We start from the raw sequence: 26,650 nt of genomic DNA, 5'->3' as shown, positions 1-26,650 counted from the left end.
GAAAACTGAACTGTCGTCCACAGCCAGCTTCTTTTCCTTGTCCATATAGCCGAAATTATTTTGGTAAATGGTTTGTCCGTCCTTATCAAAGACTGCTGCCGCCAGTCCCGCGCCGGTTTTTTCATGTTCCTTGTAGAAATTTTCAATTTTCTGACCGATTTGGTCATAAGGTGTGTCCGACGGCAACTTTTGCTGGTCAGCGTAAGCGTGACCCGCTCCTAAAGCGAGCAAGCCACACGTTATTAGCGCCACAGCGCTTTTCAAAAATGATGTTTTCATGATATTCACCTTTCTATTAAAGTGCCCACCACTGGTATAGCGACCAATAGAAAATATTAAAAGCCATGATAAAGGCAGCGGAGCTGGTCGCTAGCGTGAGAGCTATCCGCGCCTTACTAGCTGATTTGAAGGCAGAGCGCCAAATGACTGGTAAAAGGGTGCTAACAACCAAGACCAGTCCTACCATGGCAAAGAGCATGAATTGCAAGCGGCTACCAGCCGTTGAAGTTGTTGCTTGGATAGAAGATAAAGCCGTCATAAAGTTGACTGGTACAAAGAGCACAAACCCTGCAGTCACATAGTGCCAGATGTTCCAGACTAGATTAGCAGGCTGCTGATTTGGCTTGCGGAAAATCAAGCGATACATTTTAACAAGAAAACCACCAATGTAAGCTAGTAGCGCATAAACCACTGCTACAGCTGCCAAAATCAAAACACCATAGTCCTTTACCACATCAAATATAGACATCTTGACCCAGTCGGAAATCGGTAAACTAATCACATAACGTCCATGCTTTTCACCTGCTATCCAGAAACCACGCGATTGAATATTTGGATTATCATTAGGATTTTTGATATAAGTTGTATAGTTGGGCATCATTTTCATCAGGGATAACGGACCTTGATTGAAAGTGCGAGCCATACGGTAAAAGCCGGGCTGGAAGTTTTTCACTTGTTCTTGCGAAGTCGATTTTTTCTGACCGTAGATAAGCTCGGGTATTTTAGAAGTAAAATTAGTCTCCAGCCCTTGATTAACCATAATGACAGAGCCGACACCCGTTTTAAAATCAAGCAAAAGACTAGTCGTAAAGCCCGGCGAATTCCCCCCATGCCCAAGCGTTCTGGTATTTTCATACTCTATTGACCAAAGTCCGTGGGAATTGATTGGAATATCCGTATGAGGAAATGTATTCGTAGGACTGTAAAAGGTCTCCCACGTTTCCGCTCGCTTAAAAAGCGCTTTCTTTTGCAAGAGAACTTGGGCAAAGCGTTTCAAATCTGAAAAGGTTCCCGTTGCCCGCCCTGCTGGATATTCTCCAAGAATAAACGGCTGGTCACCTTTCAGCAAGTTGCCTTCTGTATCATAGGTTTTCTCCTTCTCCCACTGCTTTTGTACATAGGAATTGTCCGACAAATCAGGCTTGAGGGCAGTATGCTTCATGCCTAAAGGCTGGAAGATATGCTCGTGAACATAGTCGGCAAAAGATTGTCCACTTATCCGCTCTACAATATAGCCTGCCAGCGCTGTCCCATAGTTAGAGTAAGCCGTCAGCTCACCGGGCTTATAGGATTGCGGCGGTTGACTTTCTTTGAGCAGCTCCTCCAAGCTCTTGTCACTACCCATGTAAAGGGGTGTTTCGTCGAAACTTTCTTGGTGGTTCATGAGGTCAAGCATGGTTATTGGCTTATCGTATTTGAGGTTTGTCAAGAAATCCTTGGGCAGATATTCTTTAATGTCGGCATTGAGGTCAAGTTTTCCCTCTTCCCAGAGCTGCATAACGCTGACCCAGACCATGATTTTGGTCGTTGACCCCCACTCGAAAACCGAGCTATCGTCTACAGCTAGCTTTTTCTCCTTGTCCATATAGCCAAAGTTGTTTTGATAGAGAGTATTGCCGTCTTTGTCAAAGACGGATGTTGCCAGCCCGGCGCTAGTTTTTTCGTGTTCCTTGTAGTAGTCCTCAATTTTCTGACAGATTTGGTCATAAGGCGTGCCCGACGGCAATTTCTGCTGGTCGGCGTAAGCGTGACCCGCTCCAAAAACGACCAGCCCACAAGTTACTAGCTCCACAGCGCTTTTCAAAAATGATGATTTCATGATATTCACCTTTCTATTAAAGTGCCCACCACTGGTACAGCGACCAGTAGAAAATATTAAAAGCGATGATAAAAGCGGCGGAGCTGGTCGCTAGCGTGAGGTATTTATTTCCTTGCTTCAATCTCTCTTTGAAAAAAGGCAGATAGGGCAGAAAAGCACTAATCAGCAAGACTAGAGCAAGCAAGGCAAAGAGTTGAAAATACCCCGTCAGACCAGCTAGGTCGAAAGAATTTTTCGCAAGAATAATAGAGAAAAATGAGAATAAATTGCGAAACACCCAAAGAATAATGAAGCCCGTCAGATAATGCCAGATTGACCAAACAGCTGAGTTGCTTCCCTTATTTTTCCTAAGGAGCAAACGATACAATTTTGCCAAAATACCACAAAGATAGCAAAGGGCAACATAAAGTAAGGCTAGCCCAGCAAGCACTAAACTGCCATAGTCTTTGATGACATCAAGCAAGGACAGCTTCATTCTATCTGAAATGGGCAAATTCAAACGATAGCTCCCTCCTTTTTCTCCTGCCGTCCAAAAACCAAAATAGTCTTTGATAGCCGCATTTTCAGAAGGGTTAGTTAGATAGCTGGTCGATTTGAAAACTCTAAATATGGACAGAGGACCTTTGCTAAAAATGCGCGCTTCGCGATAAAAACCAGCTTGAAAATCTCTTTGTGACGCCTTTGAGGCTTCTTTTTTCCTACCATAAATGAGGTCAGGCATGGCGATAGCAAAATGGAACTCATTTCTCTGATTGACTGTAACGACTGAGCCAATCCCTGACTTCAAATCAAGCAAGAGGCTGGTCGTAAAACCCGGCGAATTTCCACCGTGCCCAAGCGTTCTGGTGTTTTCAAATTCTGTTGCCCACAGTCCATGAGCATTGACAGGAACGTCCGTACCCGGATAAGTATGGCTAGCGCTGTAAAAATTCTCCCAAGTCTCTGCTCGCTTAAAGAGCGTTTTCTTTTGCAAGAGAGCTTGGGCAAAGCGTTTCAAATCGAAAAAAGTGCCTGTCGCTCGCCCCGCTGGATATTCTCCGAGGACAAATGGCACATCACCTTTTAGCAAGTTACCTTCTGTATCGTAGGTTTTCTCCTTCTCCCGCTGCTTTTGTACATAGCGATTATCCGACAAATCAGGCTTGAGAGCGGTGTGCTCCATACCCAGCGGCTGGAAAATATGCTCGTGGACATAGTCGGCAAAGGATTGCCCGCTCACCCGCTCCACGATATAGCCTGCCAGCGCTGTCCCATAATTAGAATAGGAGGTCACCGTTCCCGGCTCATAAATCTGAGACGGAGTTTTTTTCATCAATGCTCCTAAATCCTTGTCAGAACCTATATATAAAGGGTAGTCTTCAAAACCCGCTTGGTGGTTCATGAGGTCCAGCATGGTAATGGGCTTGTCGTACTTGAGATTTTTTAGGAGATTTTGGGGCAGATACTCCCTGATGTCCGTTTTCAGGTCAATCTTTCCCTCTTCCCAAAGCTGCATGACGCTGACCCAGACGGTGATTTTGGTCGTTGAACCCCACTCGAAGACCGACTTGTCATCCACCGCTAGCTTCTTTTCCTTGTCCATATAGCCGAAGTTCTTTTGATAGAGAGTATTGCCGTCTTTGTCAAAGACCGTTGTTGCCAGTCCTGCGCTGGTTTTTTCGTGTTCTTGGTAGTAATTTTCAATCTTCTGACCGATTTGGTCGTAAGGCGTGCCTGACGGCAATTTTTGCTGGTCGGCGTAAGCGTGGGCTGCTCCTAGAACGAGCAAGCCACACGTTACCAGCGCCACAGCGCTTTTCAAAAATGATGTTTTCATGTTTGCCTCCAATCATCATTTACTAGAGTTCGCTCACTCAAAAAGGAAAGAAAGAGAGCAAACCGAGCAGGCTGAAAAGCAGCCACAACCAGCCAAAGATAAAGAATAACAGGATTTTAACAAAAACGAAAATATAAAACATGATTTTCTCCTTTCGTATCAGACATTTTTAAAAGAGGAAGAGGCTGACCAGAAAAAGGATTGAGCTGATGCCACTGAAGATATAAGCTAAAACGCGTGGAGCCGGCTCTTGGTCTGCCACTATTTTTCTCGTGAGAAAGTAGCTGACAGCATTAAGGCTGATTGCCACCATAATCCCATTGACCTTAAATATCGGAAAAGCCGGATTGAGCGCATAAAGAAGAACGCTGATATAAACTACGGCATTGATAAAGGGAACCAGCCAGTAAAGGAAATGGACAAATTGCTTGTCGATAATCTCCTTAATAGTCGTCGTGTAGCAAACAATCAGTTGAATTACACTCAAGAGAACTGGCAAAAACCAGATAAAGATTTGCTTGGGCATGCCTAGACCGCTATAGGGCAAATTCCCTCTGATTAGCTGAGGTAGGTCTGCATAGATTGACAAAGCGTAGATAAGCGGTAGCCAAATAGCGATAAGGCTTGCCACTAATTCTTTCCATTTTAATTTCATTTTCTTTCCTCCTTTTATAATTCCAGACAGTCATCAAAGCGGTCTAAAAGAGTCCGATCTTGATTGTGGGTAATAACGATAACAATGCGGTCTTTAATCGACAAGATATAGTCCATGACTTCCGCTGCCAAGTTGGGATCAAGATTGCTAGTCGGCTCATCAAAAATCAGCACATCATAATCCTTGACCAAGAAGCGCGCCAAATCAATCCGCTGCTTTTCGCCATAGGAAACTTCCTGCCACTCCAAGTCCAGCTTCTTGCTCAAGAAAGCCTCATTAAAATACAGACTTTGGTACAAGGAAGTTTGGTCAGATACATTTATATTTCTGTATAGCGCGATATTGTCCGCCACACTTCCCTCGACAAAAAAGTCATTCTTTTGGATAAAGGCGATTTTCTGATAAAGGCTGTCGCTTGCTAGCTGGCTGACCGCTTGACCATTGACCATGATTTGACCAGCGTAGTCCTTCTTATCAAAATAATTAAGCAAGAGCTTCATCAAGGTCGACTTGCCCCGACCAGACTCGCCGATAATGGCATAGTGCTTGTCCTTGGCAAACTGATAAGAAAAATCCTGAAAGAGAGCCTTGTCGCCCAACTCCAGACCGAGATGTTCAAAATCAATCCGCTCAATCGTTTCGGTCAGATTTTGAGCGGGCTCCGCTTCTTTCTTAGCCAACTTAGCATCAAAATCATTCTCAATATCCTTGACCGTGCTCATGAGATTTTTGTTATTGATAAAAAGCTGCAAAGGAGTGAAGACAAGGTTCAAAAGCTGAACACTGGCAATCAAAGCCCCAATGGTCAGAGACCCTTGACTGATAAACCAAATCCCCAGAGACATACAAAATATCTGAGACAGAAAGCTAAAGAACATCATCAGAGTCACAGCGCCCTCCTTAGCCGCATTATAGCTTTTTCTGGCTTGCTCAAAGTCGCTGTTGCTGCTAGACAGGTGCTCAACCACCCTTTTTTGGATTTGCAAAAGTTTGATTTGCTCAAAGCCTTCCAAAAAATTGGTGACTTGCTTCAAAAAGTAATTGCTTTTCTGAGTGAAATTCGCTGTCGCCTTGCGCATCAATATCCCTGGAATTTGTGACGCAGCCATGGTCAAAAAAGAAATGAGAATAAAGCCCAGAGCCATGCGCCATTCAATCCAAAAAATAGCCAGTGTACTGATAAAAACTGAAGAAAAGGCAGCCACAATATCACAGCGCGGGGTCAAGTAATTCTCTTGGTAAATATCCATATTCTTGGTCGTTGTGTTGAGATAGCTATTTTCCTGCTCGGAAGCCTTGTCATGCAAATTCTTGTCATAAAAAGAATGGAAAAGCCTCGTTTTGACTTCTTCCAAGACTTGCTTATTATGATTGTTCTTGAACCAAATAGCCAGCAAGCTGCAAAGAGACCAAGCACAAGTGCAAAAAAGGCAGATAAAGAATTGTCCAAGCAAGTTAGAATGAGCCTTCTGCGCACTGTCCACAACAACTCCCAGCTGCAAAGAAAACAAAGTGATAAAAATCGTTGCTCCAATGCTAAAGATAGTCGCACCCAGATAAGAAGCGCGGTATTTCTGTAAAATTTCTTTCAACATTTAATTTTTCCTTCCAATTTTCGTCTATTTTTGAAAACGATCCAAGACGGGATTGCCCAGCAGACGGATAAAACCGTGAGCAAGCCTATAAGCAATAAAAGTAATCCTCTTTTCATCTTTTCTCCTTTATCTATCTATTTAGAAAATTTTCTAAATAAAGAGTACGAAACGAAGCAATCTAATCCTTCTTAGGTATTTCGATTTGTTTCTAAATACTCTGGATTAAAAAATCTAGTCTAGAAAAACTAGATTGCCTATTTTGTATTTAAAAATGTTTTTGATTGGATATTTTTTGCAGGTCGTCCTTATTTTTATAGAGCACCCAGGAAAAAACAGCCAACCAAATGGATAGACCCGTCACTAGACCTACTACGGTTAGTAGGATTGAGTTTCTTGCTTTCTTCATTTTTCCTCCTTTTTGAGTAGAGAAATTTAGAATTTTTTCTAAATAGCTTTTATAAAAAATTGCTCAGTGACTAATTAAACAGAGCAGAATGAAGTAATTAGAACATCTTCTAAATAGATTGTAACACTTCTCTTTCAAAAAAGCAAGAGGTATTTTGGTTTTTTTCTAAATAGCTATCAAAAAATCTAGCCTGTCTAGACTAGATTGCTCTTAGTTCATATTAACCCGATGCCATTCATTGATGACGTAGGCTAACTGACCAACTTGCTCAATTCCGACACCACTGATCTCATCACTGGCCTCGGTGCTACCACCTAAATAAGCCGTATAGAGAGCTATAATATAGGGCTTCTCTTCCATAACTAATGCATCCACATTGAGCGCCTCACGAACATATCCAGGCTTTTGATAGATGGTAATGTCACGCAGATAGCGCTTATAGTATTCACCTGGGAAGGATTCGCCTATATAATAAAGGATATCCTTGTACTTTTCCTGATTTTTAGACAAATACTCAAGGACCTGAATATAGTAGTCCGTCGTGGTCTTATTATTCTCACGGCTGATCGTCTTAATATCAGCCTTGGACTGACCGTAGCGACTAAACATATCATAGGCCTTTTCCATGCCGCCTAGACGCTCTGCTAAAGCGTAGGCTGGAGTATTTTCAGAATAAACCAAGGAATATTCCTGCATGTCTGATATTCTCATAGCACCGTTGAAAGCACCAACATAGTTATCATGCTCGCCCCTATATTCATAGTTTGTATTGGTAATATCAAACCGCTCGTCCATAGAAAGTTTGCCAGCAGCAACCTCATCTACTACCAGCATATTGAGAGGGAGCTTGTAGGTCGATCCCGCAGTCATAGGCTGGGTATCATTCATTGCAAAGGTCTTGCCAGTCGTCAAATCCTTATATGAAAATGCAACCTGGGAGGGTTCAATTCCCATTTCAGTCATATAAGCCTGAATGACCTGAGTCAAATCCAAATTTGCATAGTCAAATCGCAGCCCTAAAGCATCCATAGTCGGGCCGTCCGCCTCCATGACCTTCTGCTTCTCCTCTGGACTTTTTTCAACTGGCTTGGGCTTTTCTTCAACTGGTTTGGAATCAGGCTTGACTTTCTCCTCCTCCTGTTCTTGTTCGCCAGACTTTGCAAGTTGGGCAGACCCTTGTGCTTTCTTTTCAATGGCCTTATTTCGTTCGGTTATAAACAGGAAAATGAAGCCCAGCAGACAAAGACAAGAAACTATCGCTACGATAATCGTTACAATTTTTTTACTCAAAACATTTCTCCTAGCATTTGTATTATAAAAAATTATGAGGAAAATAACAAGTGAAATCCAGAAAAAAGGTATTTTAAGCATTAAAAAAGGCAAATCTTTAAACGATTCGCCTTTTTATATATTGAAACTGCCTGATTATTTCGCAGCTGCGTAAAGTTGGTCAACCTTTTTCCAGTTAATAACTGAGAAGAAAGCTTGAATGTAATTCGGACGAAGATTACGGTATTTCACATAGTAAGCATGTTCCCAAACATCCAGTCCCAAGATTGGAGTTTTACCTTCTGAAATAGGAGTATCCTGATTTGCAGTTGAGGTCACTTCCAACTTGCCTTCCTTATTGACAACCAACCAAGCCCAGCCAGAACCAAAACGAGTTGTTGCCGCTGCAGTGAAAGCCGCTTTAAAGTCTTCAAATGATCCAAAAGTAGCTTCAATATCTGCTGCCAATTCTGCAGATGGTGATGTTTCTGCTGGTGTCATCAATTCCCAGAAAAGAGCGTGGTTAAGATGACCACCACCGTTGTTGATGACTGCCTGACGGATATCAGCTGGGATAGACTCCACATCAGCCAATAATTTTTCCAAGTCTTCACCGATTTCAGGATGTTTTTCAAGCGCAGCATTAACATTCGTTACGTAGGTATTGTGGTGCTTGTCATGATGCAAGTGCATTGTTTCTTCATCAATGTAAGGCTCCAAAGCATCGTAAGCGTAAGGAAGATCAGGTAAGATAATTGCCATTTGATAGACCTCTTTTTCTATATGATTATAAAAATGATAACGCAATCATTAGAATTTTTCAACTATTTTGCTTGTAGCTCACCCGTCGCAATCTTGAGCAGAGCCAAATCAAACAGGTAATCTTTATCATACAGCCCCGATTTAATTTGGTAATCCGTTTCGATTAGACAGGCCATAGTCTTTTTAAGAAAGGCTAAACTCAGTGAGCGAGCATCCTTTAAGGCAAACTTGACTTGATAAGGATTGACCTTGCGGCCCAGATAGTCGGACAAATCAGACACAATCTGACTCTCAGTTCTGCCATTTGCCGCTAAAACCTTAACCTGCGTAAAGATACGAAACTGCCCCAGCATAATGGCAATAAGCTTGATTTCATCCTCACCTTGAAGAGTCAAATCTCGTACCAAACTTCTGGCTTCATCAATCTTCTGCTGCAAAATCAGCTGGGTCAGGTCAAAAATATTGTCCTGAAGAGTCTTGGGAATGGCCTCGGCAATGTCTTCTAAATCAATCTGACCAGACTCTTTATAACCTTTCAGAAAGGCTAAATTTTTACTAACTTCACTGAACTGAAAACCTGATTTCAGCAGCAACTGATCGAAAGCTGTCGGAGCAAATTGTAATCCTTCTGCCTGCGCTTCCTTGCTGAAATAAGCCCGTAGATCTGCTTCCTTGAGTTCTGCAGCCTCAAAAATTTTCCCATCCCGTTTCAGCAGTTTGACCAGACGTCGCTTGCTATCCAGTTTGCCTTCTGCAAAGATAACCAGACGAGTCGTATCCGCTGGATTTTCCAGATAACTTTCGAAAGATTTGAGTTCTTCATCAGTCAGATAGCGCTTCTTGGCTGTTGTCAAATCAGCAAAATGATCCAAAATCACGATTTTTTCATCCGTAAAAAAAGGCAGACTGACCAAGTCCAACTCCACATCCTGATAGTTTGCTTCTTTCATATCGAAAATAGCAGTGTTCAAATCGCCCGGTTGAAACTGAATCTGGCGGAGAAACTGCTCCTTCAACAACTCAAACTGCCCCAAGTCATCCCCAGTCAAAATGGTCAAAGCAGGAAGATTGCTTGGCGTGATTTTTTTAATTTCCTCAATAGCTAACACCGAAAGTCTCCCTTGCTTTATATTTCTTGTCAATTTTTTTCATGTATTGATTGTAACAAAAAAGAGTCGGAAAGTCTGCTATTTTCTTTGCAAACAAAATCTAATTTTTAAGTATATCCGCTATATAAATATAAACTGTTAGTGGCTTCATTTTTCTTTGTTCTAAAAAACTATAAATGTCCAATTCTGTTCAAGATTTTCTGCGAGCGACAGAACAAAAAGAGCTGGAAAAATTCCAACTCTTCTTTGTTTATTCTTGGTTTTCAGTTGCATCCTCTACACTGTTTTCAGCTGGTGTAGAAGCTTGCTCCTCTTGAACTGATGAAACAAAAGGATTATCCTGAACAGGTGCTTGAGTTCCAAAATCCTGAGGTGTTGACTGCTCAGGTGTTTCAGCAGTAAATGGATTTTGAACTGGTTCTGCTTGCTCCACCGCTTGATTTTGATCAGAAACAGGTTGTTGTGGCTGTTGACCAAATTGCTGATCTTGGAAACCACCTTGCTGTGGCTGTTGGCCAAATGGTTGGTTTTGGACTGGTTGCTGTGGTTGTTGACCAAACTGCTGGCCTTGGAAACCACCTTGTTGTGGTTGTTGGCCAAATGGTTGATTTTGAACAGGTTGTTGTGGTTGTTGACCAAATGATTGGTTTTGGACTGGTTGCTGTGGTTGTTGACCAAATTGTTGTCCTTGGAAACCACCTTGCTGTGGCTGTTGGCCAAACTGTTGATTTTGAACTGGTTGTTGTGATTGACCAAACTGTTGTCCTTGGAAACCACCTTGTTGTGGTTGTTTTTCATAGTTCAAACCTTGATTGTAAGGCTGTTGGCCAAACTGTTGTCCTTGGAAGTTTTGCTGGCCATATTGCTGACCGTATGAATTTCCAACCATTTCAGGCTTAGATCCTTGACAAAGCAAAACAATCAAAGCAATAAAACATGGAAGAGCTACAAGAACTGCAATAATATTTAGAACAGGAATAAGGATCGCAATAGACGGACCAATAGCCAAAAATAGGAAAGCCCAATGATAACCAGCATCCCGCAAACGGCGAACTATAATTGCCATACTAGGAACTAAGATAGCTAAATAATAAATCAGTAGGATAAACCAAAAAATAACAGCAAATCCTGCCCCAGCCAAGAATGCTGATGGATCTGGTTCATATCCATAAGCTGCGTCCTGAGCTATAGAAAAAATACTTCCTAATGCAGAAACCCAAATAATGATAAACAATGGTACGATGATAATCATGTTACACAAAAACGCCCACCAATAGTCTGACCGACTTGAACGGCCTGAAAAATCAGCATAGTGTGTCCAGAATTTTTTATATGCAGCAAACATAAAATTCTCCTCTATAATTTTTTTATACCCATTATCTTATCACAAATGCATAAATAAATCAATATGACTTCCTGACTGAAGCTAAGCAGTCTACAAAGTATGAGTTGACATCTTTAGCGCGGCTATCAGTGAACCGTTTCAATCCTCCAGGAATTCCAACCAGTCAACCGAATGGCCCCCTGCTGGTCAGTTCGATAGATGGCTGTATTAAACTTCTCAAATCTTTGCAAAGTTTCCTGATGCGGATGTTGATAACGATTATTCTGACCGGCTGATATCAAGGCCAGTTTCGGCTGAATTTGCTCTAAAAACTCTGGACTGGAAGAGCCTTTAGAGCCATGATGCCCTGCTTTTAAGACATCTGCTTTCAGCTGAGGAAATCGCTGCAGCAGTTCAGTTTCTCCTTGCTTTTCCAAATCACCTGTAAACAAAAATTTTGTCTGAAAGAACTCCCCGTAGAGTACAATCGAATCATCATTTCCACCGTCGCCTGTTCCACTAGGATAGAGAACCTGCAAAGCTGAGTCAAATACCGGAATCTCATCTCCTACTTCTACGACATGGACAGAAGTTTCTATCTGCTCCAGCTTTTGAACAAAATCAGGCTGAGTCAGACTTCCTTTAGAAACATAGATTTCCTTGATGGAAAAATGTTGGGATACCTCCAGCATATCGCCCATATGGTCGGTATCGGTATGAGTCAGGACCAATACATCCAGACTACCAACACCACGACTTTTGAGATAGGGAATCAAGGTCTTTTCTGCATTGGATGAAGTCTGTCGTTCTTGCCACTTCTCTTTCTTTCCTATCTCGACTCGTCCTCCTACGTCAATCAAAATCGTCCTGCCCTGCCAGTCCCTGAGAAAAATGCTATCCCCTTGACCAATATCCACCACCGTAATCTCATTTTGCAGCGGATGCTTTGTTAGGAAAAATAAGAGAAGAGCTAGGAAACTAAAAGACAAAAGCCAGCTTTTCTTTCTCCGAAAGTCATAGATTAAAGCCAAAACTAAAAGGAGGGCAACAAGTAGCCAGAGATTTGGCTTCCCAAAAATCAAAGGACGCGGAGCAAAATCAGCTACCCAACGAATCACACCTTCGAGTAACTCAAAGAAAAAATTGACCTGAGAGATTTTTATAAGTGGTGACAAAATAAAAATGAGGGTTAACCCTGGCAGAATCAGCAAGTCAAAGAGTAGTGAAAATAGAAAAGTTAAAATCACGGACCAAGGCTGAAATTCAGAAAAATAGTAGATTAGTATAGGCAAAATGCCCAATGAAATAGTCAGACTTTCTGCTAAAAGCTTCCGAATCGGCGGTAAATTTTCAAAATCCAGCATAGAAATCAAAAAAGCATAAGCGCAGGACAAGACACCGCCAGCTGTCAGAAGAAAATTGGGCATGATGATAAAGAGAACCATCAGTGTCAGGGCAAAATTATCAAGTCTGGTCAATCCTTGCTGGGCCAATAACTTCTGAACTAAGCTTCTGACGACAGAAACAGAAAAGCCTGTCAGTCCAGCATAGATAAATGAAAAAGGCAGCTGCAAAGCATTTACTGTCTCCCTCTTCATCCCCAAACGTAGAAGAATTCTGCGAAAACCATCCAAAAAGAAACCTACCTGCATACCAGACAAGGCAAACAAGTGGATGATACCCAAGCTAGAATACAGGTCACTCATTTCCGCAAACTCCGTATCCAAGTCACCAAACAAGAGTCCAGTCATGTAATGGCTCATTGGACTAGGAAAATTACTTCGAATATAAACTAGCGCTTTTCTCCGCCAGACAGACAGCCAATCAAGTGGATTTAGGCTGGAAATTGGTCTTAGTGACTGAATCTTATTGATTTTTAAGGTACGGTAAATCCCCTGACTCTTTAAATAAGCCTGATAGTCAAAGCCCGAAAAATTTCGTTGCTGCTGGGCCTGTTCAAACTCTCCTTCAATATTAAGGACGACCAAATCTGTCAGTTGCTGGAAATTTTCCTTTTCACTGGCTGATTTGATCTTATAGAAGACCTGATAAAGTCGACCGTTGGTTCGCCCTCGAAAGGATAGGGAATCTCCATTGACTTTGATCGTATCCGGCAAAACTTGAACCGAGCTAGCTGAAGGAGGTTCCTGCCTAAAGGCCTGCTCTGCCATTTCCCGACAAAGCAAGAAAAAGAGGAAAAAAAGGGACAGGAATGCCAAGGCAGCTAGACTCTTTTTGAGAGGATAACTGAAAAAGAGACGAAGCAGAAGGACACCTAGCCCCAAAAAAGCCAAGGAACTGCCAGAATAGACTGCAAAATAGACCCATACAAGAATGAAAGCTAGATAGATAGGGGTGAGGGGTAACTTTTTAATCCACTGTGACATATTCTTTCAGCTTTTCTAAGGTCTTATCTCCAATCCCTGACACCTTTTTCAGATCATCTACTGACTTAAAGCGGCCATTGCTTTCGCGGTAGGCGATGATGTCAGAAGCCCGCTTCTGTCCGATGCCTGAAATAGTCTGCAGTTCAGCCTCTGTCGCCGTATTTAGATTGACCTTGTCCGACTTTCCACCACTGGCACCAGCAGAATCAGAAGCTCCTGCTTGATGCTGGCCACCCTGTGTGACATCGGCTCCTTCTTCACCAATCTTTGCCACATAGACTACTGCTTCATCCGTTAATTTTTGTGCCTGATTAATGGACTTAGCCTCGGCGTCTGCTGTCAATCCGCCAGCTTTTTGGATGGCTTCATGGACTCTCGCTCCTGCTCTCAGCTCATAGACACCAGGATTCTTAACTGCTCCCTTTATATCCACAGTGACTTGCTCACTCTCTTCTTCGCCTTTAGTCTTAGCAACAACTTTTTCCTCCTCTTCCTCTGTAGAACTAGATGAAGAAGTGACTTCTTGACTCAAGGCGGCTACCTGATTTTGCGGCTGGTGATTTCCTTTGATGAGGAGAAAACCACCTAGTACAGCGCCAACTACTACCAGACCGACAAAGAACTTGTATTCTTTTAGCTTTTCAATGATTTCTTCAAGCATATTTTTCTCCTTTGTCTTTTTATTCGTAAAAAAAATTCAAAAAAATATGACAAACCGCGAGAATTTTCAGCTTGTCATATTTTAAAATCTTTATTTTACAAGTAGTCGTATAGATAGAAGGTGCATTGTTGAAAATAGGAGCTGTAATATCAGTCTGCTTTGCTTATCCTGTATATCCAAGCTTCTAACTTATGAGCTCTGCTATGTAAAAAAGCCAGATTTGCCAAAAGAAAAGCCATCACAAGCGCGCTTAGAATCAGAAGCAGCGCCCAAGAAACTGAATGCTGACTTAGATAAAGGATGAAGACTAAGATGAGCATAGGAAAAGTCGTCAAAGCTGTGAAGCCACCCGGTACCAAGCGACGAAAGCGAAACACTTGCATAATATGGCGTAGCAGATGGAGAGTATGACAGAAGCCAATAGCCAAAACTAACTCGGGAATACGAAATAGAATCGCAAGCAACAAAAGGATAAAAGCCAGCAGAAATTCCTCTGCAATCATCAGAGCAATACTTTCAGCAGAAAGATAACTTCCTCTCCTAGCAATGAACATCTCCTTTTGATAGTCTTGATGGTCTTGATTCTGAGCGATCCAAGGCCGAATCAGGATAATCTCATCAAACTCGTGCAGCATAAACAGTGATAAGGTTACAAAAGATAAAAATTCAAGAGACATGGCATCCTCCTTATAAAACATACCAATATTATAGCTCACTCGCATAAAAAAAATCAGCTCCCAAGCGAGATTGCTCAGCAAGCTGATTAGTATCTTATTTTCTATGCTTATCTGGATCCCAGACAAAGCTAGCAAAAAAGCTAAAAATGATGGTCAAAATTCCAATCAAAATAGCAGGAATAAAGACAAAGGCACGTAAAATCCGCAAGAAGATATTGCCTTTCTTATGTGTCTGGTAAGGGGCTACTTCAGCATCCAGACGGTCAAACTCAGCATGAACACGGCGGGCCACTTCCTCAACCCCCTCATCATTCATCTTCTTAATGTCTGAAATATCAATTGGATTACCAAAATTCATGTCCACGCGCTCTCCAGCTGCCAAGCCTTTGAGGCTCATGGGACCAGCGTAGACTACTGGCATGATACGGACTTTAGCCATCTTAGCAATCACTGCCACTCCTCCCTTGACATCCGTAGAATGGCGGCTGCCGCTTGGGAACATAATCAGGGAACGATTGCTCTTTTTCAGCATATTGACAGGGTACTTTATAGCTGACGGACCAGGATTTTCCCGGTCAATTGGAAAGGCACCGCACATGCGAATCCACCAGCCGAACACCCGATTTTCAAAGAGCTGTTTCTTAGCCATGAAAATGAACTGCTTGGGCTTGGTCGCAAAAGCCATGTAAACTGGATCCCACCATGTCCGGTGAGGGGCAACCAAGATATAATTTTCATCTTTTGAAGGAATCTTTTCTTTATTGTGGTAATGCGCATTGCCGTTCAAGGTCCACAGGATAAAAATCACTAAACCTCGCAAATAGGTATAAAACATAAACTCTCCTTATTTCAAACTAAAATTTTACTTGAAATTTATTACATCCTTTCCCATTATACCCTATCCCATTATAGTCTGCAATATTTTTCCAAACTTTGCCTGTAACAGCGGATTCTGATAGCCATTTCCCTAAAAAAATGGTATCATTAATCTCATGAACAAGAAAGAATTAATCGGTTTAAACCAAACCCAAGTAGATGAAAAGATTTCGCAGGGCTTGACCAACGATTTTACAAGTGACACCAGCACCAGTAACTGGCAAATCGTTAAGCGAAATGTTTTCACCCTTTTTAATGCCCTTAACTTTGTTATTGCTGTAGCCTTGGTCTCTGTCCAAGCCTGGAGCAATCTGGTCTTTTTCGCAGTCATTAGCTTTAACGCCGTCACTGGTATTATTACGGAGCTGCGAGCCAAACACATGATTGACAAGCTCAATCTGGTCAGCCGAGAGCTGGTCACAGTCATCCGCGACAGCCAGGAAGTCAAAATTCAGCCAGAAGAAATTGTACTGGGCGATCTGATCAAGCTGTCAGCCGGCGAGCAAATTCCTAGTGATGCCCGTGTAGTAGAGGGTGTTGCCGAGGCCAATGAAGCCATGCTGACAGGGGAGAGTGACTTAGTTCTCAAGGAAGAAGGCGCTGAGCTGCTATCTGGTAGCTTTCTGGCTAGTGGGCAGATCTATGCTGAGGTGCATCATGTCGGAGCAGACAACTATGCCAACAAGCTCATGACTGAGGCTAAAACTCTCAAGCCTATCAACTCGCGTATTCTATACAATCTTGCGAAAATTTCCCGCTTTACCGGAAAAATTATCATTCCTTTCGGATTGGCTCTCTTCTTTGAAGCCCTGATGATAAAGGGATTGCCTGTCAAAAACTCTGTCATTACTAGCTCGACAGCCCTCTTGGGCATGCTCCCTAAGGGAATTGCCCTGCTGACAGTCACGTCACTTCTGACAGCTGTCATCAAGCTAGGTATGCGCAAGGTTCTTGTCCAGGAAATGTATTCTGTTGAAACCTTGGCTCGGGTGGATACTCTCTGTCTGGACAAGACCGGGACAATTACCCAAGGTAAGATGACTGTTGAAGCCTTGCATAGTTTGTCAGATAAGTTTTCTGATGAGACCGTCGGTCAAATCTTAGCAGCCTACATCCAAACCAGCGAGGATAATAACCCAACTGCCCAGGCTATCCGCAAGGGATACGGCCACCTGGAGCACACCTATACTAGCGACAATGTCATCCCATTTTCTAGTGACCGAAAATGGGGCGCTATGCATTTATCAAGTGTCGGAACCATCTTTCTGGGAGCACCCGAAATGCTGCTGGGCAGCAATCCTGCAGCGGTTGGAGAGGCTCAAAAACGCGGATCGCGGGTTTTGGTGCTGGCTCACAGCGACCAAGTGCTAGACAAACACAGCATCCGCCTGCCTGAAGATATGACCGCTTTAGCTGTTCTGGAAATCACTGATCCTATTCGTGAGGGAGCGGCCGAGACGCTGGACTACCTGCGCTCTCAGGATGTTGATCTGAAAATCATCTCTGGTGACAATCCAGTGACCGTTTCGCATATCGCGAGCCAAGCTGGATTTGCCAACTACGACAGGTACATCGACTGCTCTAAAATCAGCGACCAAGAACTGGTTGAGCAAGCAGAAGAAACAGCCATCTTCGGCCGTGTTTCTCCTCATCAGAAGAAGCTGCTCATCCAGACTCTCAAGGCTGCCGGTCGGACAACAGCCATGACGGGAGATGGTGTTAATGATATTTTAGCCTTGCGTGAAGCAGACTGTTCCATCGTCATGGCCGAGGGCGACCCCGCAACTCGGCAAATTGCCAACTTGGTTCTTCTTAACTCCGACTTTAACGATGTACCTGAGATTCTTTTTGAAGGTCGCCGAGTCGTTAACAACATCGGCCGGATTGCTCCGATTTTCTTCATCAAGACCATTTATTCTTTCATCCTGGCTATCATCTGTATCGCCAGTATCCTGCTAGGAAAATCTGAATACCTCTTGATTTTCCCATTTATTCCGATTCAAATCACCCTGATTGACCAGTTTGTCGAAGGTTTCCCACCCTTTGTCCTCACCTTTGAACGCAATATTAAGCCGGTTGAAAAGCACTTCCTCAAACGCTCCCTGCAGCTGGCTCTGCCAAGCTCCCTCATGATTGTCTTTAGCGTCCTATTTGTTCGTATCTGGGGCAGCAGCCACGGCTGGAGCGACATAGAAATGGCAACCCTGACCTATTACTTGCTAGGCAGCATCAGCTTCCTGTCAGTCATTCGGGCCTGTCTGCCACTCAACCTTTGGCGCAGTCTGCTTATTATCTTCTCTGTCTTTGGCTTTTATCTATCAGCCTTTGTCCTGCAGCACCTTTTGGAAATTGCAACGCTGACAGCTGCAACTTTGCCTGTCTATCTGATTCTCATGGTCATTTTCGGAATTATCTTCGTTGTCTGCACCATCAAGCAGAAATACAGATTTGATTAAGGGCTAACTAAAAAAGAATTGTCATTTAAACTCATGGAAACATGCGAGAGCCCTCGCATGTTTTTTTGATTGTGCAAAAACTTCCCATATCCCTTTGGAATCCTTGCTAAATCATGCTATAATTGACTTATGAACGAAGCAAAACTAAAAGACGGAGAGCGCGTCAACCAGCTCTTTTCAACGGATGTCAAGATTATTCAAAATAGTGAGGTCTTCAGCTATTCGGTAGACAGCGTGCTGCTTTCCCGCTTTCCTAAGCTGCCTCAGCGGGGGTTGATTGTCGATCTCTGTGCTGGGAATGGCGCTGTTGGACTTTTTGCAAGCACTCGCACCAAGGCCAAGATCCTGGCAGTCGAGATTCAGGAACGTCTGGCAGATATGGCCGAGCGCTCCATTGAGCTCAATGATTTGACTCAGCAAATGCAGGTCATTCAGGATGATCTGAAAAACCTAGGCCAATATATCACCGGCAGCAAGGTTGACATGATTCTCTGCAATCCCCCATATTTCAAAGTGGACAAGCAATCCAATCTCAATGAAAGCCAGCACTACCTTTTAGCTCGCCATGAAATTTCAACCAATCTGGAAGAGATTTGCAAGATTGCCCAGCGAGTCCTCAAATCCAATGGTCGGTTGGCTATGGTTCATCGACCAGAACGCTTTTTAGATATTTTAGACACCATGCAAACCCACAACCTGGCTCCCAAGCGCATCCAGTTTGTCTATCCAAAGCTAGGCAAGGATGCCAATATGTTGCTCATTGAAGCCATTAAAGATGGTTCGCGCGACGGACTCAAAATTTTGCCCCCTCTCTTTATTCACAATCAGGACGGCAGCTACACTCCAGAGATTCACGAGATTTACTATGGAAAATAAAGCCTATATGTACGTGCTTGAATGCGGGGACGGATCCCTCTACACCGGCTACACAACAGATGTCCAAGCCCGACTCAAAAAACATCAAGCTGGCAAAGGAGCCAAATACACCCGCACTCGGCTGCCAGTTACCTTACTTTACCAAGAAGAACACCCTAATAAACCAGCCGCCATGTCGGCCGAAGCCCTCTTTAAAAAGAAAACTAGACAAGCCAAACTGGCTTACATCAAAGAAAGGACTCAAAATGCCTGAAATCCAGTTTAAAGGCGACTTTCATCATATCGAAATTTCCCCAGACAGCCAGCTTGATATCGGTCAAGATGTCATCTTCCAATCTTTTACCAGCCTCAGTGTAGGCAGTGGCGCACAACTCAAGCTAGGAAACCGGGTTTTCTTTAACGATCATTGCTCTGTCCGCTGTCAGCACTCTATCGAAATCGGGAAAGACACTATGTTTGGCGATGGGGTCCGCATTTTTGACCATAATCATCAGTATTCGAATTACCATATTGAGAAGATTGATTTTACTGTTGCGCCAGTCAAGATTGGAGCTAACTGCTGGATTGGGGCCAATACTGTGATTCTCAAAGGTGTGACCATTGGTGATAATGTCATCATTGGAGCCAACAGCTTGATTTTCCAGGATATTCCCAGCAACTCTATCGCTATGAGCAAGGAAGAGCTTATCATCAAGGAGCGTCCACAGGGCAATTTCCATGCCTTCACGCTGACAGCTTCTGATACCTTGGAACAATTGGCCTATTTAGCAGAAAATCTGCAAGACTTGGAATTTCACATTGCTGCCAAGACAAATATTTCTCCTTACTTGGCCAGCTTTAAAGACTATCCCAATATCAACCTCTACACCAATATCCACCAGGATGACTTTATCGAGGACTTGCTCGATAGAGCGGATATTTACTTGGATATCAATCACTGGGGAGAAGTCGACCAGATTGTCCAAAAGGCTATCCGCAAGGGGAAGCCAGTTTTAGCTTTCAGCCAAACTGCCCACCAGCCTGAAGAAAATAGTTTACTTTTTGAAGCGAGCCAACCCCAGCAAATGGCTGATGAAATACGAAAATTAATGCAAGAAAAGGCTAGGACATAAAGGTCCTAGCCTTTCTTTTGCAATTGATATGCATTTTATTAACTTTATTCACCAGCAATGCCATTTGGAATGATAACTTCCTTGAGCAACTGCTCTTCTTCCTTGATACGGACATAGAGGGTGATACAGTAGAGCGGGAAGAGGATGAAAAGAGCAAAGTAAGCATGACTGAGCAGGGCCAAGCCCACCAATTCTGGTACAACATTCAGGAAATAATTAGGATGTTTGACATTGCGAAAGAGCCAGTGGTCAACAAACTTATGATCCTTAACCAGCATGAGCTTGATGGTCCAAACTGGTCCCAAGAGCTTGGCAACAAGGTAGAGCATAAACATAGAAAAGAGCAACAACACAGCTCCCAATAGGCTCACAAAGTCAAAAGCTGGCTTTTTCAGCAGCAATTCCAGAAAGCAAACCGCATAAAAAAGCATGTGTAGGTACTTCATGATAGTTGAGTTTTTCACCCCGTACTCCATACCACCCTTAGCCAGAATATCCTGCTCATTCTGAGAGGATTTCCTCAAAAACACCAAACGAAAAAGCGACACTGCCACAAAAATCACTATATTGATTGTCATAAGACCTCCTAAAATTTAATAATACATTTTATTATATAAGGAATTCCGCAGCAAAGTCAAGACTGTTGTTTACAAAATCGACCAAGATATAAAAAAGCTGCGACTAGAATTTCTAGACAAAATCCCAGTCACAGTCTCTATAAATTATTCATTTGAACCAGGTTTCTCTCACCGGTCAGACATCACAAAATTTCAACATAGGTGCTGTATTTTTCCTTGACTTTCGGAGCGATATTATCGTCCGTTACAACTGCACTGAGGTTGTCCAGCCGGTAAAAAGAATAGAAAGAATAGCTATCAAACTTGCTGTTATCGGCTACAATGTATTTGCTGATGGCATTGTTAAGGATAATCGCATCTCCATTGCCTTCCTCTTCATTGCTGGTCGTAACATTATGACCGTCAATGCCATTCGCCCCGATAAAGGCCTTGGACACCTTGATTTCTTTCAAAAGATTATTGGCAAACTGACCGACAAAGGTTTGAGTCTTGGCCCGATAACGGCCGCCAATCAGAATTAAATCTAAATTGGCTCTTTCCTTTAACTTTTCAAAAATTGGCAGTGAATTGGTGACAATGCTGATATTTTTGCCATCCAAATAGTCTCCGATAAAATCGGTTGTGGTGCCTGACCCAATAAAAACCGTATCTCCGTCAGCAATCAAATCTGCACATTTACGGGCAATCTGCTTCTTCTCCTCAACATTCAGCATTTGCTTTTCTGAGTGGGAAATCTCGTTGAGGGCATTCTTGACCTTCTTATGGGCCCCGCCATGAACACGAGTCAACATGCCCTGCTTCTCCAAATCAATCAAATCCCGACGGATGGTCATATCCGTAACGCCAAGCATTTCTTTGAGGTTTTTAACAGCAACCACACCTGTTTGATCCAGTTCTTGCAGAATGATTCTATGTCTACTTTCTTTCATTTTACATTCTCCTTTTGCTCCTGAATTTCTTACAGACTCACCTTCACCTTATTATACAACAGTTCCAGCATATAAACAAAGATTTGTGAATTTTTTTATTTTAAATGGCTGATATGTTGAATTTTGATGTCGAAATTAGTTGTAATACTTCGAATCCTGTTCTATAGCAAGAAGATTAAGAACTGTTCACAGCAGAAATAAGGGGGCTATAATTTACTTTGAAAAACAGGACTGCTTCAATCAGCACGCTTAAGAAAACTACATTGACTCAGACTTATAGTTCTGTAGGACAGATGATAAGGGGAGCCATCAAACAAATAAAAAAGAGAGAACTTGCATTCTCTCTCGACGCTAAAATTGCCGCCAACTCCAGTTAGCTATCTGCCTTATTTATCACCCTTGTTACGGATGACAAAGCCGGTTTTCTTTTCGCTAGAAGTATTGCGTGGCTTCTTGTGGTCCTTGCGGTAGCGATTTTCTTTGTCAAAACGCTCGTCTTTGCGACCTTTCTTGAATTGATCGCGACGGCCACCTCGGTCACGGCGATTGTCATTGCTGCGACGGTTATTATTCCCGCCACGACTGCCCTTGCCTTTTCCGCCAAAGCCTCCGCCAGACGGTTTAAATGGCAATGGTTTTTCACGGGCAATTTCTACTTCAGGAAGGGCATCTGGATCCTGCACCGTCAAGCTGAGGATATACATAGCCAGCTCTTCTGGGCTGAATTCTGCTGCTAGCTTGCGGGCATCCTTGCCAAATTTCTCAAAGTTAGAACGGATGCTTTCATCCGCAAAATCGCGTTCAATCTTCTTAAGAGCAACTTTTTTCTTAGCTTGGAAAGCTTCCTCTGCAGTCGCTGGCTTAAGGCCTTTCATACGCTTCTTGGTCAGATTTTCGATAATCTGCAGATAGCCCATTTCATTTGGCGCTACGAAAGTAATAGACTGACCTGACTTACCAGCGCGACCAGTCCGACCAATCCGGTGAACATAGCTTTCTGGATCCTGCGGAATGTCATAATTGTAGACATGGGTCACACCAGAAATGTCCAAGCCACGCGCGGCCACATCTGTCGCCACTAAAACATCCAAATTTCCGTTTTTAAAGTCGCGCAGAACGCGGAGGCGCTTGCCTTGGTCCAAATCACCATGGATACCCTCTGCTCGGAAACCGCGGATTTTCAGGCCACGAGTCAGCTCATCCACCCGGCGCTTGGTCCGGCCAAAGACGATAGACAGCTCTGGCTGCTCCACGTCCATCAGGCGGGTCATAGTATCAAATTTTTCATTTTCTTTGACACGGATATAATACTGATCTACCAGCTCCGTCGTCAGCTCTTTAGCAGCAATCTTGACATGCTCAGGCTCCTTCATGAACTTGACACCGATACGCTTGATAGCATCTGGCATGGTCGCTGAAAAGAGCAAGGTCTGACGCTCTTCTGGCACACGGGAAATGATCGACTCAATATCTTCTAAAAAGCCCATGTTAAGCATTTCATCCGCTTCGTCCAAGATTAAGGTTTCAATCTGATTCAGCTTAAGCGCCTTGCGTTTGATTAAATCCAAGAGACGGCCAGGTGTTCCTACGACGATATGGGCACCAGATTTGAGGGCCTTGATTTGCTTTTCGATGCTGGAGCCACCGTAGACAGAGCGCACCTTGACACCCTTGCTGCGGCCAAAACGGAAAAGCTCTTCCTGACTCTGCACAGCCAATTCACGGGTCGGAGCGATAATCAAGGCTTGCACAGCAGGATTATCTGTATCAATCTTCTCCAAAGTTGGAAAGCCAAAGGCTGCTGTCTTTCCTGTCCCTGTCTGGGCCTGACCAATGACATCCTTACCTGCCATAGCAAGTGGAATTGTCTGCTCTTGAATAGGGCTTGCTTCTACAAAGCCAGCTTTTTCAATCTCTGCTAGTAATTCAGTAGATAAATGTAATTCATTAAATTTCAATGTTCTTCTTCTTTCTAAAGGCGGTGCGAAGCCACCTTATAAGGCTTTTGATACTCAACTATCGAAATATACCAAGCAGTTTTAGCTTGCTAAATCTCAATTTTCTGAGAGTATTCGCTCTTCTCTTCATAAATATGGTCTCTCAAGTCTAGGCACTAAAAAAGCGCCGACTCGGTCGCTAGTTCCCACTGAATAGAAAAACTGTATTTCTGCAACTAATCTAGTATACCACAAAAGTACCTAAAAAGATAGGACTTGCCTGTAAAATATTTTATTAGAGCTTTCTTTTTGTAAAAAATGAAAACTTGAAAATCACTTTCAAAAACATTATAATCTACAAAGAAGAAAGGAGACAGGTATGAATAAATTTTTACGAGTGGCTTTCATTTTACTAATCTTAGCTATGCTGGGCGCGGCTATGATCCAGATATTCCAGCCCCAGCTCTTGGGCAATGAGTCCATCTATGGTCTAGCTCCCTACTGGCAGCGGGAAATTGGTTTCTGGAATCTGGCTATTCTGCCTTTAGTCATTGCTACCAACATAAAGTATGATTGGTTCTATCTGCGTATGACCTTGCTAGCACTGATTCTGGGCGGACTGGGCTTTGGCACCAACCATCTGCTAGGCTATCTGGAAAAGGCCAATCAAGCAAACATTCTGGGCTGGATTGAAAATTATCTGCTAGTTTTTTGTTGGATGATCGGCTGGGGACTGGAATATCGAAAAAGACAAAAAAGTGATGAAGAGACTGTCTAGATGAACAGTTTCCTCATCGCTTTTTTCTTTACTATGAGCACTTTTCTATATTGGCTAGTAGCTCCTCAGCAAATTGACTAGTGGTCAAAGCTGCTACTCCTTCCAGCTGACTTGCAAAATCCCCTGTCACTTTTTGCTCAAAGAGAGCCCTCTCAACAGCCTTAGTCAGGAGATGAGAGACCTCCGTCCAACCAATGTAATCAAAGAGCATGGCTCCTGATAAGAGAAGAGAACAAGGATTAGCCCTATTTTGACCCGCTATGTCTGGCGCCGTTCCATGAGTTGCTTCAAAAATAGCATGACCAGTCTCGTAATTGATATTGGCTCCTGGCGCAATACCGATTCCGCCCACCTGAGCAGCCAAAGCATCACTGGCATAGTCACCATTTAGATTGGTCAAGGCGACAACATCAAATTTCTCTGGAAAAAGCAAAATCTGCTGCAAAAAATTATCAGCAATGACATCCTGGATGATTAGTTTTCCAGAAGCCAGCTCGTCCACATACTCTCTTTGAGCTAGTTCATAGCCCCATTTCCGAAAACCGCCCTCTGTAAATTTCTGGATATTGCCCTTGTGGACCAGAGTTACCCGCCTTAGTCCTTTGGCTAGCGCGTAGTCAATAGCCGCCCGTATCAGCCGCTCACTGCCCTGCTTAGAGATAGGCTTGATCCCAATAGCAGAGCTTTCTGGGAAGCGAATCTTGTCAACTTGCATATCCTTCTGCAGGAAATCAATAACTTTTTTGACCGCAGCCGTTCCACACTCCCACTCAATCCCTGCATAGATGTCTTCTGTATTTTCCCGAAAAATCGTGATATCTGTCTTCTCTGGGTGCTTGAGCGGGCTTGAAACACCCTTGAAATAACGAACCGGCCGCAGGCAGGCATAGAGATCCAATTCTTGTCTCAGGGCCACATTCAGCGAACGAATCCCTTCTCCGACTGGGGTTTCTAGCGGGCCCTTAATAGCCACTAGATGACTCTTAATCGTTGTCAGCGTTTCATCTGGTAGCCAGTCACCCGACAGGTCTGTTGCTTTTTTCCCAGCCAAAACTTCCTTCCAAACAACCTTTCTCTGGCCGCCATAAGCCTTTTCCACCGCCTTATCAAAGACCAGCTGGGCATTTTCCCAGATATCAACCCCAATCCCATCACCCTGGATATAAGGAATAATAGGAGCATCCGGCACCTGCAACCGATCTTTCTCAAACAAAATCTTATCTGCCATTTTATCTCCTTCCTATGGGAAGATACTCCAAACCTTGAGCACCAATGTAGTTAGAACGTGGTCGAATCAGCTTATTGTTCTTGCGCTGTTCCTGAATATGGGCAATCCAGCCAGCTACCCGACTCATAGCAAAAATCAGGGTGTAGATACTGCTGTCAATGCCCAGTACATGGTAAACCGTTGCCGAATAAAAATCGACATTCGGTATCAGATGCTTGGTATGCTTCATATAGGCTTCAATTTCCTCTGAAAGCTGATACCAGACTTCGTCTTTGGTTCCCTGTGTCAAGTCTTTGGCCATTTGACGCAGGTATTTTTCACGTGGATCCTGTGTCTTGTAAACCCGGTGACCAAAGCCCATAATCTTCTCGTGAGAGGCCAGCTTGCGGTCTAGGTAGGCTTGGCAATCCCCTTCCTCTCTGATCTCTTTCAGCATATCAAAGACACATTCATTAGCGCCGCCATGAAGCGAGCCCTTGAGTGCTCCAACAGCTGCTGTCACGCAGGAATAAATATCGGTCAAGGTTGAGGCACAGACTCGAGCCGCAAAAGTTGAAGCATTGAGTTCATGATCTGCATGGAGCACCAAGGCGCAGTTAAAGGCTTTGACTTCAAGCTCACTAGCCTCTTGTCCTTTGAGCATATAGAGGAAATTGGCCGCAAAACCTAAATCCTCCCGCGGCTCTATCGGAGTCTGACCCGACCTCAGTCTGGCAAAAGCCGCAATAATAGTCGGCATCTTTGCCATAAGCTGGATGCTCTGCTCATAGGTCGCTTCTAGAGACGCTTCCTCAGCATGGACATTATAAACGCCCAAAAGACTGACCGTTGAGCGCAAGACACTCATGGGATGAAGGTGCTTGCGGGACTGGATAAGAATACACTGCTCCACCGCATCGCTAATGGCATAATTAGCTCGCAGATCTTCTTCAAAATGCTTGAGCTCAATTTGAGTCGGTAAATGCAAATGCCACAGTAGATAAATCACCTCTTCAAAACTTGCATGGTGCTCTACCAATTCAGAAATATTGTAGCCCGCATAAGACAAAGAATCATCCACAATCTGGCTAATCCTGGTATCACAGGCAATGGTATCTTTCAAACCGTCCGTCTGACTCATG

At 43.4% G+C, this 26,650-nt stretch carries 23 protein-coding genes and 1 pseudogene; 5 read left to right on the top strand and 19 right to left on the bottom strand.

All coding sequences use genetic code 11. The features are described from left to right. From RG608_RS08215 to RG608_RS08150, 14 genes and pseudogenes are all read right to left on the bottom strand, one after another. A pseudogene (locus tag RG608_RS08215) lies at positions 1-279 on the bottom strand (methicillin resistance protein FmtA); the annotation flags it as partial. 16 nt (positions 280-295) lie between these two features. Next, positions 296-2,098 carry a serine hydrolase gene (locus RG608_RS08210; protein ID WP_268687943.1) on the bottom strand — a complete coding sequence of 601 codons (1,803 nt, stop codon included), beginning with the start codon at positions 2,096-2,098 and terminating at the stop codon, positions 296-298. Between the two features lie 16 nt (positions 2,099-2,114). Beyond that, positions 2,115-3,914, bottom strand: coding sequence for a serine hydrolase (locus RG608_RS08205; protein WP_268687942.1), 1,800 nt, complete (start codon positions 3,912-3,914; stop codon positions 2,115-2,117). Between the two features lie 169 nt (positions 3,915-4,083). After that, complete coding sequence (locus RG608_RS08200) at positions 4,084-4,569, bottom strand: hypothetical protein (protein WP_268687941.1); 486 nt, start codon at positions 4,567-4,569, stop codon at positions 4,084-4,086. Positions 4,570-4,583: 14 nt separating this feature from the next. Next, entirely contained in the window at positions 4,584-6,164 is a 1,581-nt protein-coding gene (locus RG608_RS08195) for an ABC transporter ATP-binding protein (RefSeq protein ID WP_268687940.1), read from the bottom strand. A gap of 265 nt (positions 6,165-6,429) precedes the next feature. Next, entirely contained in the window at positions 6,430-6,570 is a 141-nt protein-coding gene (locus tag RG608_RS08190; RefSeq protein ID WP_002897970.1) for a hypothetical protein, read from the bottom strand. A gap of 210 nt (positions 6,571-6,780) precedes the next feature. Beyond that, positions 6,781-7,860 (bottom strand): serine hydrolase, encoded by a 1,080-nt coding sequence (locus tag RG608_RS08185; RefSeq protein ID WP_308946825.1) that lies wholly within the window; start codon positions 7,858-7,860, stop codon positions 6,781-6,783. A gap of 135 nt (positions 7,861-7,995) precedes the next feature. Further along, complete coding sequence (gene sodA, locus RG608_RS08180) at positions 7,996-8,601, bottom strand: superoxide dismutase SodA (protein WP_002906995.1); 606 nt, start codon at positions 8,599-8,601, stop codon at positions 7,996-7,998. A gap of 62 nt (positions 8,602-8,663) precedes the next feature. Further along, positions 8,664-9,710 carry a DNA polymerase III subunit delta gene (holA, locus tag RG608_RS08175; protein WP_268687938.1) on the bottom strand — a complete coding sequence of 349 codons (1,047 nt, stop codon included), beginning with the start codon at positions 9,708-9,710 and terminating at the stop codon, positions 8,664-8,666. Between the two features lie 250 nt (positions 9,711-9,960). Next, the gene (locus RG608_RS08170) at positions 9,961-11,055 is read right to left on the bottom strand and encodes a DUF805 domain-containing protein (RefSeq protein WP_268687937.1); all 1,095 of its coding nucleotides are present in this window, start codon (positions 11,053-11,055) and stop codon (positions 9,961-9,963) included. Positions 11,056-11,180: 125 nt separating this feature from the next. Further along, positions 11,181-13,421, bottom strand: coding sequence for a DNA internalization-related competence protein ComEC/Rec2 (locus RG608_RS08165; protein ID WP_268687936.1), 2,241 nt, complete (start codon positions 13,419-13,421; stop codon positions 11,181-11,183). Beyond that, complete coding sequence (locus tag RG608_RS08160) at positions 13,405-14,082, bottom strand: helix-hairpin-helix domain-containing protein (RefSeq protein WP_308946824.1); 678 nt, start codon at positions 14,080-14,082, stop codon at positions 13,405-13,407. The genes RG608_RS08165 and RG608_RS08160 overlap by 17 nt, the downstream gene beginning before the upstream one ends. A gap of 149 nt (positions 14,083-14,231) precedes the next feature. After that, positions 14,232-14,780, bottom strand: coding sequence for an HXXEE domain-containing protein (locus RG608_RS08155; RefSeq protein ID WP_268687945.1), 549 nt, complete (start codon positions 14,778-14,780; stop codon positions 14,232-14,234). A 73-nt stretch (positions 14,781-14,853) separates the two neighbouring features. After that, positions 14,854-15,594, bottom strand: a complete 741-nt coding sequence (locus RG608_RS08150) for a 1-acyl-sn-glycerol-3-phosphate acyltransferase (protein ID WP_002925501.1) — start codon at positions 15,592-15,594, stop codon at positions 14,854-14,856. A gap of 157 nt (positions 15,595-15,751) precedes the next feature. Between RG608_RS08150 and RG608_RS08145 the strand changes: the two genes are divergently transcribed. The 4 genes from RG608_RS08145 (at position 15,752) to RG608_RS08130 (ending at position 20,079) form a co-directional block, all read left to right on the top strand. Further along, positions 15,752-18,091 carry a cation-translocating P-type ATPase gene (locus RG608_RS08145; RefSeq protein ID WP_308946823.1) on the top strand — a complete coding sequence of 780 codons (2,340 nt, stop codon included), beginning with the start codon at positions 15,752-15,754 and terminating at the stop codon, positions 18,089-18,091. A gap of 129 nt (positions 18,092-18,220) precedes the next feature. Beyond that, entirely contained in the window at positions 18,221-18,967 is a 747-nt protein-coding gene (locus tag RG608_RS08140; RefSeq protein ID WP_049542665.1) for a tRNA1(Val) (adenine(37)-N6)-methyltransferase, read from the top strand. Beyond that, the gene (locus tag RG608_RS08135) at positions 18,957-19,220 is read left to right on the top strand and encodes a GIY-YIG nuclease family protein (RefSeq protein ID WP_049542667.1); all 264 of its coding nucleotides are present in this window, start codon (positions 18,957-18,959) and stop codon (positions 19,218-19,220) included. The genes RG608_RS08140 and RG608_RS08135 overlap by 11 nt, the downstream gene beginning before the upstream one ends. After that, complete coding sequence (locus RG608_RS08130) at positions 19,213-20,079, top strand: DapH/DapD/GlmU-related protein (RefSeq protein ID WP_268687932.1); 867 nt, start codon at positions 19,213-19,215, stop codon at positions 20,077-20,079. Before RG608_RS08135 ends, RG608_RS08130 begins: the two co-directional genes overlap by 8 nt. Before the next feature lie 44 nt (positions 20,080-20,123). Here RG608_RS08130 and RG608_RS08125 read toward each other — a convergent pair whose 3' ends face one another. The 3 genes from RG608_RS08125 to RG608_RS08115 all read right to left on the bottom strand — a co-directional run bounded on the left by RG608_RS08125 (position 20,124) and on the right by RG608_RS08115 (position 23,544). Continuing rightward, positions 20,124-20,657 carry an isoprenylcysteine carboxyl methyltransferase family protein gene (locus RG608_RS08125; RefSeq protein WP_023915926.1) on the bottom strand — a complete coding sequence of 178 codons (534 nt, stop codon included), beginning with the start codon at positions 20,655-20,657 and terminating at the stop codon, positions 20,124-20,126. 182 nt (positions 20,658-20,839) lie between these two features. Continuing rightward, positions 20,840-21,586 (bottom strand): DeoR/GlpR family DNA-binding transcription regulator, encoded by a 747-nt coding sequence (locus RG608_RS08120; RefSeq protein WP_002897983.1) that lies wholly within the window; start codon positions 21,584-21,586, stop codon positions 20,840-20,842. A gap of 386 nt (positions 21,587-21,972) precedes the next feature. Then, on the bottom strand, positions 21,973-23,544 hold the full coding sequence (locus RG608_RS08115; protein WP_268687931.1) for a DEAD/DEAH box helicase: 1,572 nt from the start codon (positions 23,542-23,544) through the stop codon (positions 21,973-21,975). 358 nt (positions 23,545-23,902) lie between these two features. Here RG608_RS08115 and RG608_RS08110 point away from each other — a divergent pair, with 358 nt between their 5' ends. Then, complete coding sequence (locus RG608_RS08110; RefSeq protein WP_125434130.1) at positions 23,903-24,301, top strand: hypothetical protein; 399 nt, start codon at positions 23,903-23,905, stop codon at positions 24,299-24,301. A gap of 31 nt (positions 24,302-24,332) precedes the next feature. Here the strand turns inward: RG608_RS08110 and icd are convergent, their stop codons facing one another. Further along, complete coding sequence (icd, locus tag RG608_RS08105) at positions 24,333-25,529, bottom strand: NADP-dependent isocitrate dehydrogenase (RefSeq protein ID WP_268687930.1); 1,197 nt, start codon at positions 25,527-25,529, stop codon at positions 24,333-24,335. 1 nt (position 25,530) lies between these two features. Beyond that, positions 25,531-26,649 (bottom strand): citrate synthase, encoded by a 1,119-nt coding sequence (locus RG608_RS08100; protein ID WP_002911999.1) that lies wholly within the window; start codon positions 26,647-26,649, stop codon positions 25,531-25,533. Position 26,650: the final 1 nt, after the last annotated feature.

It is taken from the genome of Streptococcus sp. IsoGale022 (genome assembly GCF_031142805.1).
GTDB lineage: Bacteria > Bacillota > Bacilli > Lactobacillales > Streptococcaceae > Streptococcus > Streptococcus sanguinis_A.
The sequence above is the reverse complement of the archived record's forward strand: the minus strand, read 5'-3'. Positions and strand labels throughout refer to the sequence as shown.

Excerpts from the sequence above, each read along its gene's own strand:
- RG608_RS08210 (WP_268687943.1), bottom strand. The coding sequence starts at position 2,098 with ATGAAATCATCATTTTTGAAAAGCGCTGTGGAGCTAGTAACTTGTGGG.
- RG608_RS08205 (WP_268687942.1), bottom strand. The coding sequence starts at position 3,914 with ATGAAAACATCATTTTTGAAAAGCGCTGTGGCGCTGGTAACGTGTGGC.
- RG608_RS08200 (WP_268687941.1), bottom strand. The coding sequence starts at position 4,569 with ATGAAATTAAAATGGAAAGAATTAGTGGCAAGCCTTATCGCTATTTGG.
- RG608_RS08195 (WP_268687940.1), bottom strand. The coding sequence starts at position 6,164 with ATGTTGAAAGAAATTTTACAGAAATACCGCGCTTCTTATCTGGGTGCG.
- RG608_RS08190 (WP_002897970.1), bottom strand. The coding sequence starts at position 6,570 with ATGAAGAAAGCAAGAAACTCAATCCTACTAACCGTAGTAGGTCTAGTG.
- sodA (WP_002906995.1), bottom strand. The coding sequence starts at position 8,601 with ATGGCAATTATCTTACCTGATCTTCCTTACGCTTACGATGCTTTGGAG.
- RG608_RS08170 (WP_268687937.1), bottom strand. The coding sequence starts at position 11,055 with ATGTTTGCTGCATATAAAAAATTCTGGACACACTATGCTGATTTTTCA.
- RG608_RS08165 (WP_268687936.1), bottom strand. The coding sequence starts at position 13,421 with ATGTCACAGTGGATTAAAAAGTTACCCCTCACCCCTATCTATCTAGCT.
- RG608_RS08160 (WP_308946824.1), bottom strand. The coding sequence starts at position 14,082 with ATGCTTGAAGAAATCATTGAAAAGCTAAAAGAATACAAGTTCTTTGTC.
- RG608_RS08155 (WP_268687945.1), bottom strand. The coding sequence starts at position 14,780 with ATGTTTTATAAGGAGGATGCCATGTCTCTTGAATTTTTATCTTTTGTA.
- RG608_RS08150 (WP_002925501.1), bottom strand. The coding sequence starts at position 15,594 with ATGTTTTATACCTATTTGCGAGGTTTAGTGATTTTTATCCTGTGGACC.
- RG608_RS08145 (WP_308946823.1), top strand. The coding sequence starts at position 15,752 with ATGAACAAGAAAGAATTAATCGGTTTAAACCAAACCCAAGTAGATGAA.
- RG608_RS08140 (WP_049542665.1), top strand. The coding sequence starts at position 18,221 with ATGAACGAAGCAAAACTAAAAGACGGAGAGCGCGTCAACCAGCTCTTT.
- RG608_RS08135 (WP_049542667.1), top strand. The coding sequence starts at position 18,957 with ATGGAAAATAAAGCCTATATGTACGTGCTTGAATGCGGGGACGGATCC.
- RG608_RS08130 (WP_268687932.1), top strand. The coding sequence starts at position 19,213 with ATGCCTGAAATCCAGTTTAAAGGCGACTTTCATCATATCGAAATTTCC.
- RG608_RS08125 (WP_023915926.1), bottom strand. The coding sequence starts at position 20,657 with ATGACAATCAATATAGTGATTTTTGTGGCAGTGTCGCTTTTTCGTTTG.
- RG608_RS08120 (WP_002897983.1), bottom strand. The coding sequence starts at position 21,586 with ATGAAAGAAAGTAGACATAGAATCATTCTGCAAGAACTGGATCAAACA.
- RG608_RS08110 (WP_125434130.1), top strand. The coding sequence starts at position 23,903 with ATGAATAAATTTTTACGAGTGGCTTTCATTTTACTAATCTTAGCTATG.
- icd (WP_268687930.1), bottom strand. The coding sequence starts at position 25,529 with ATGGCAGATAAGATTTTGTTTGAGAAAGATCGGTTGCAGGTGCCGGAT.
- RG608_RS08100 (WP_002911999.1), bottom strand. The coding sequence starts at position 26,649 with ATGAGTCAGACGGACGGTTTGAAAGATACCATTGCCTGTGATACCAGG.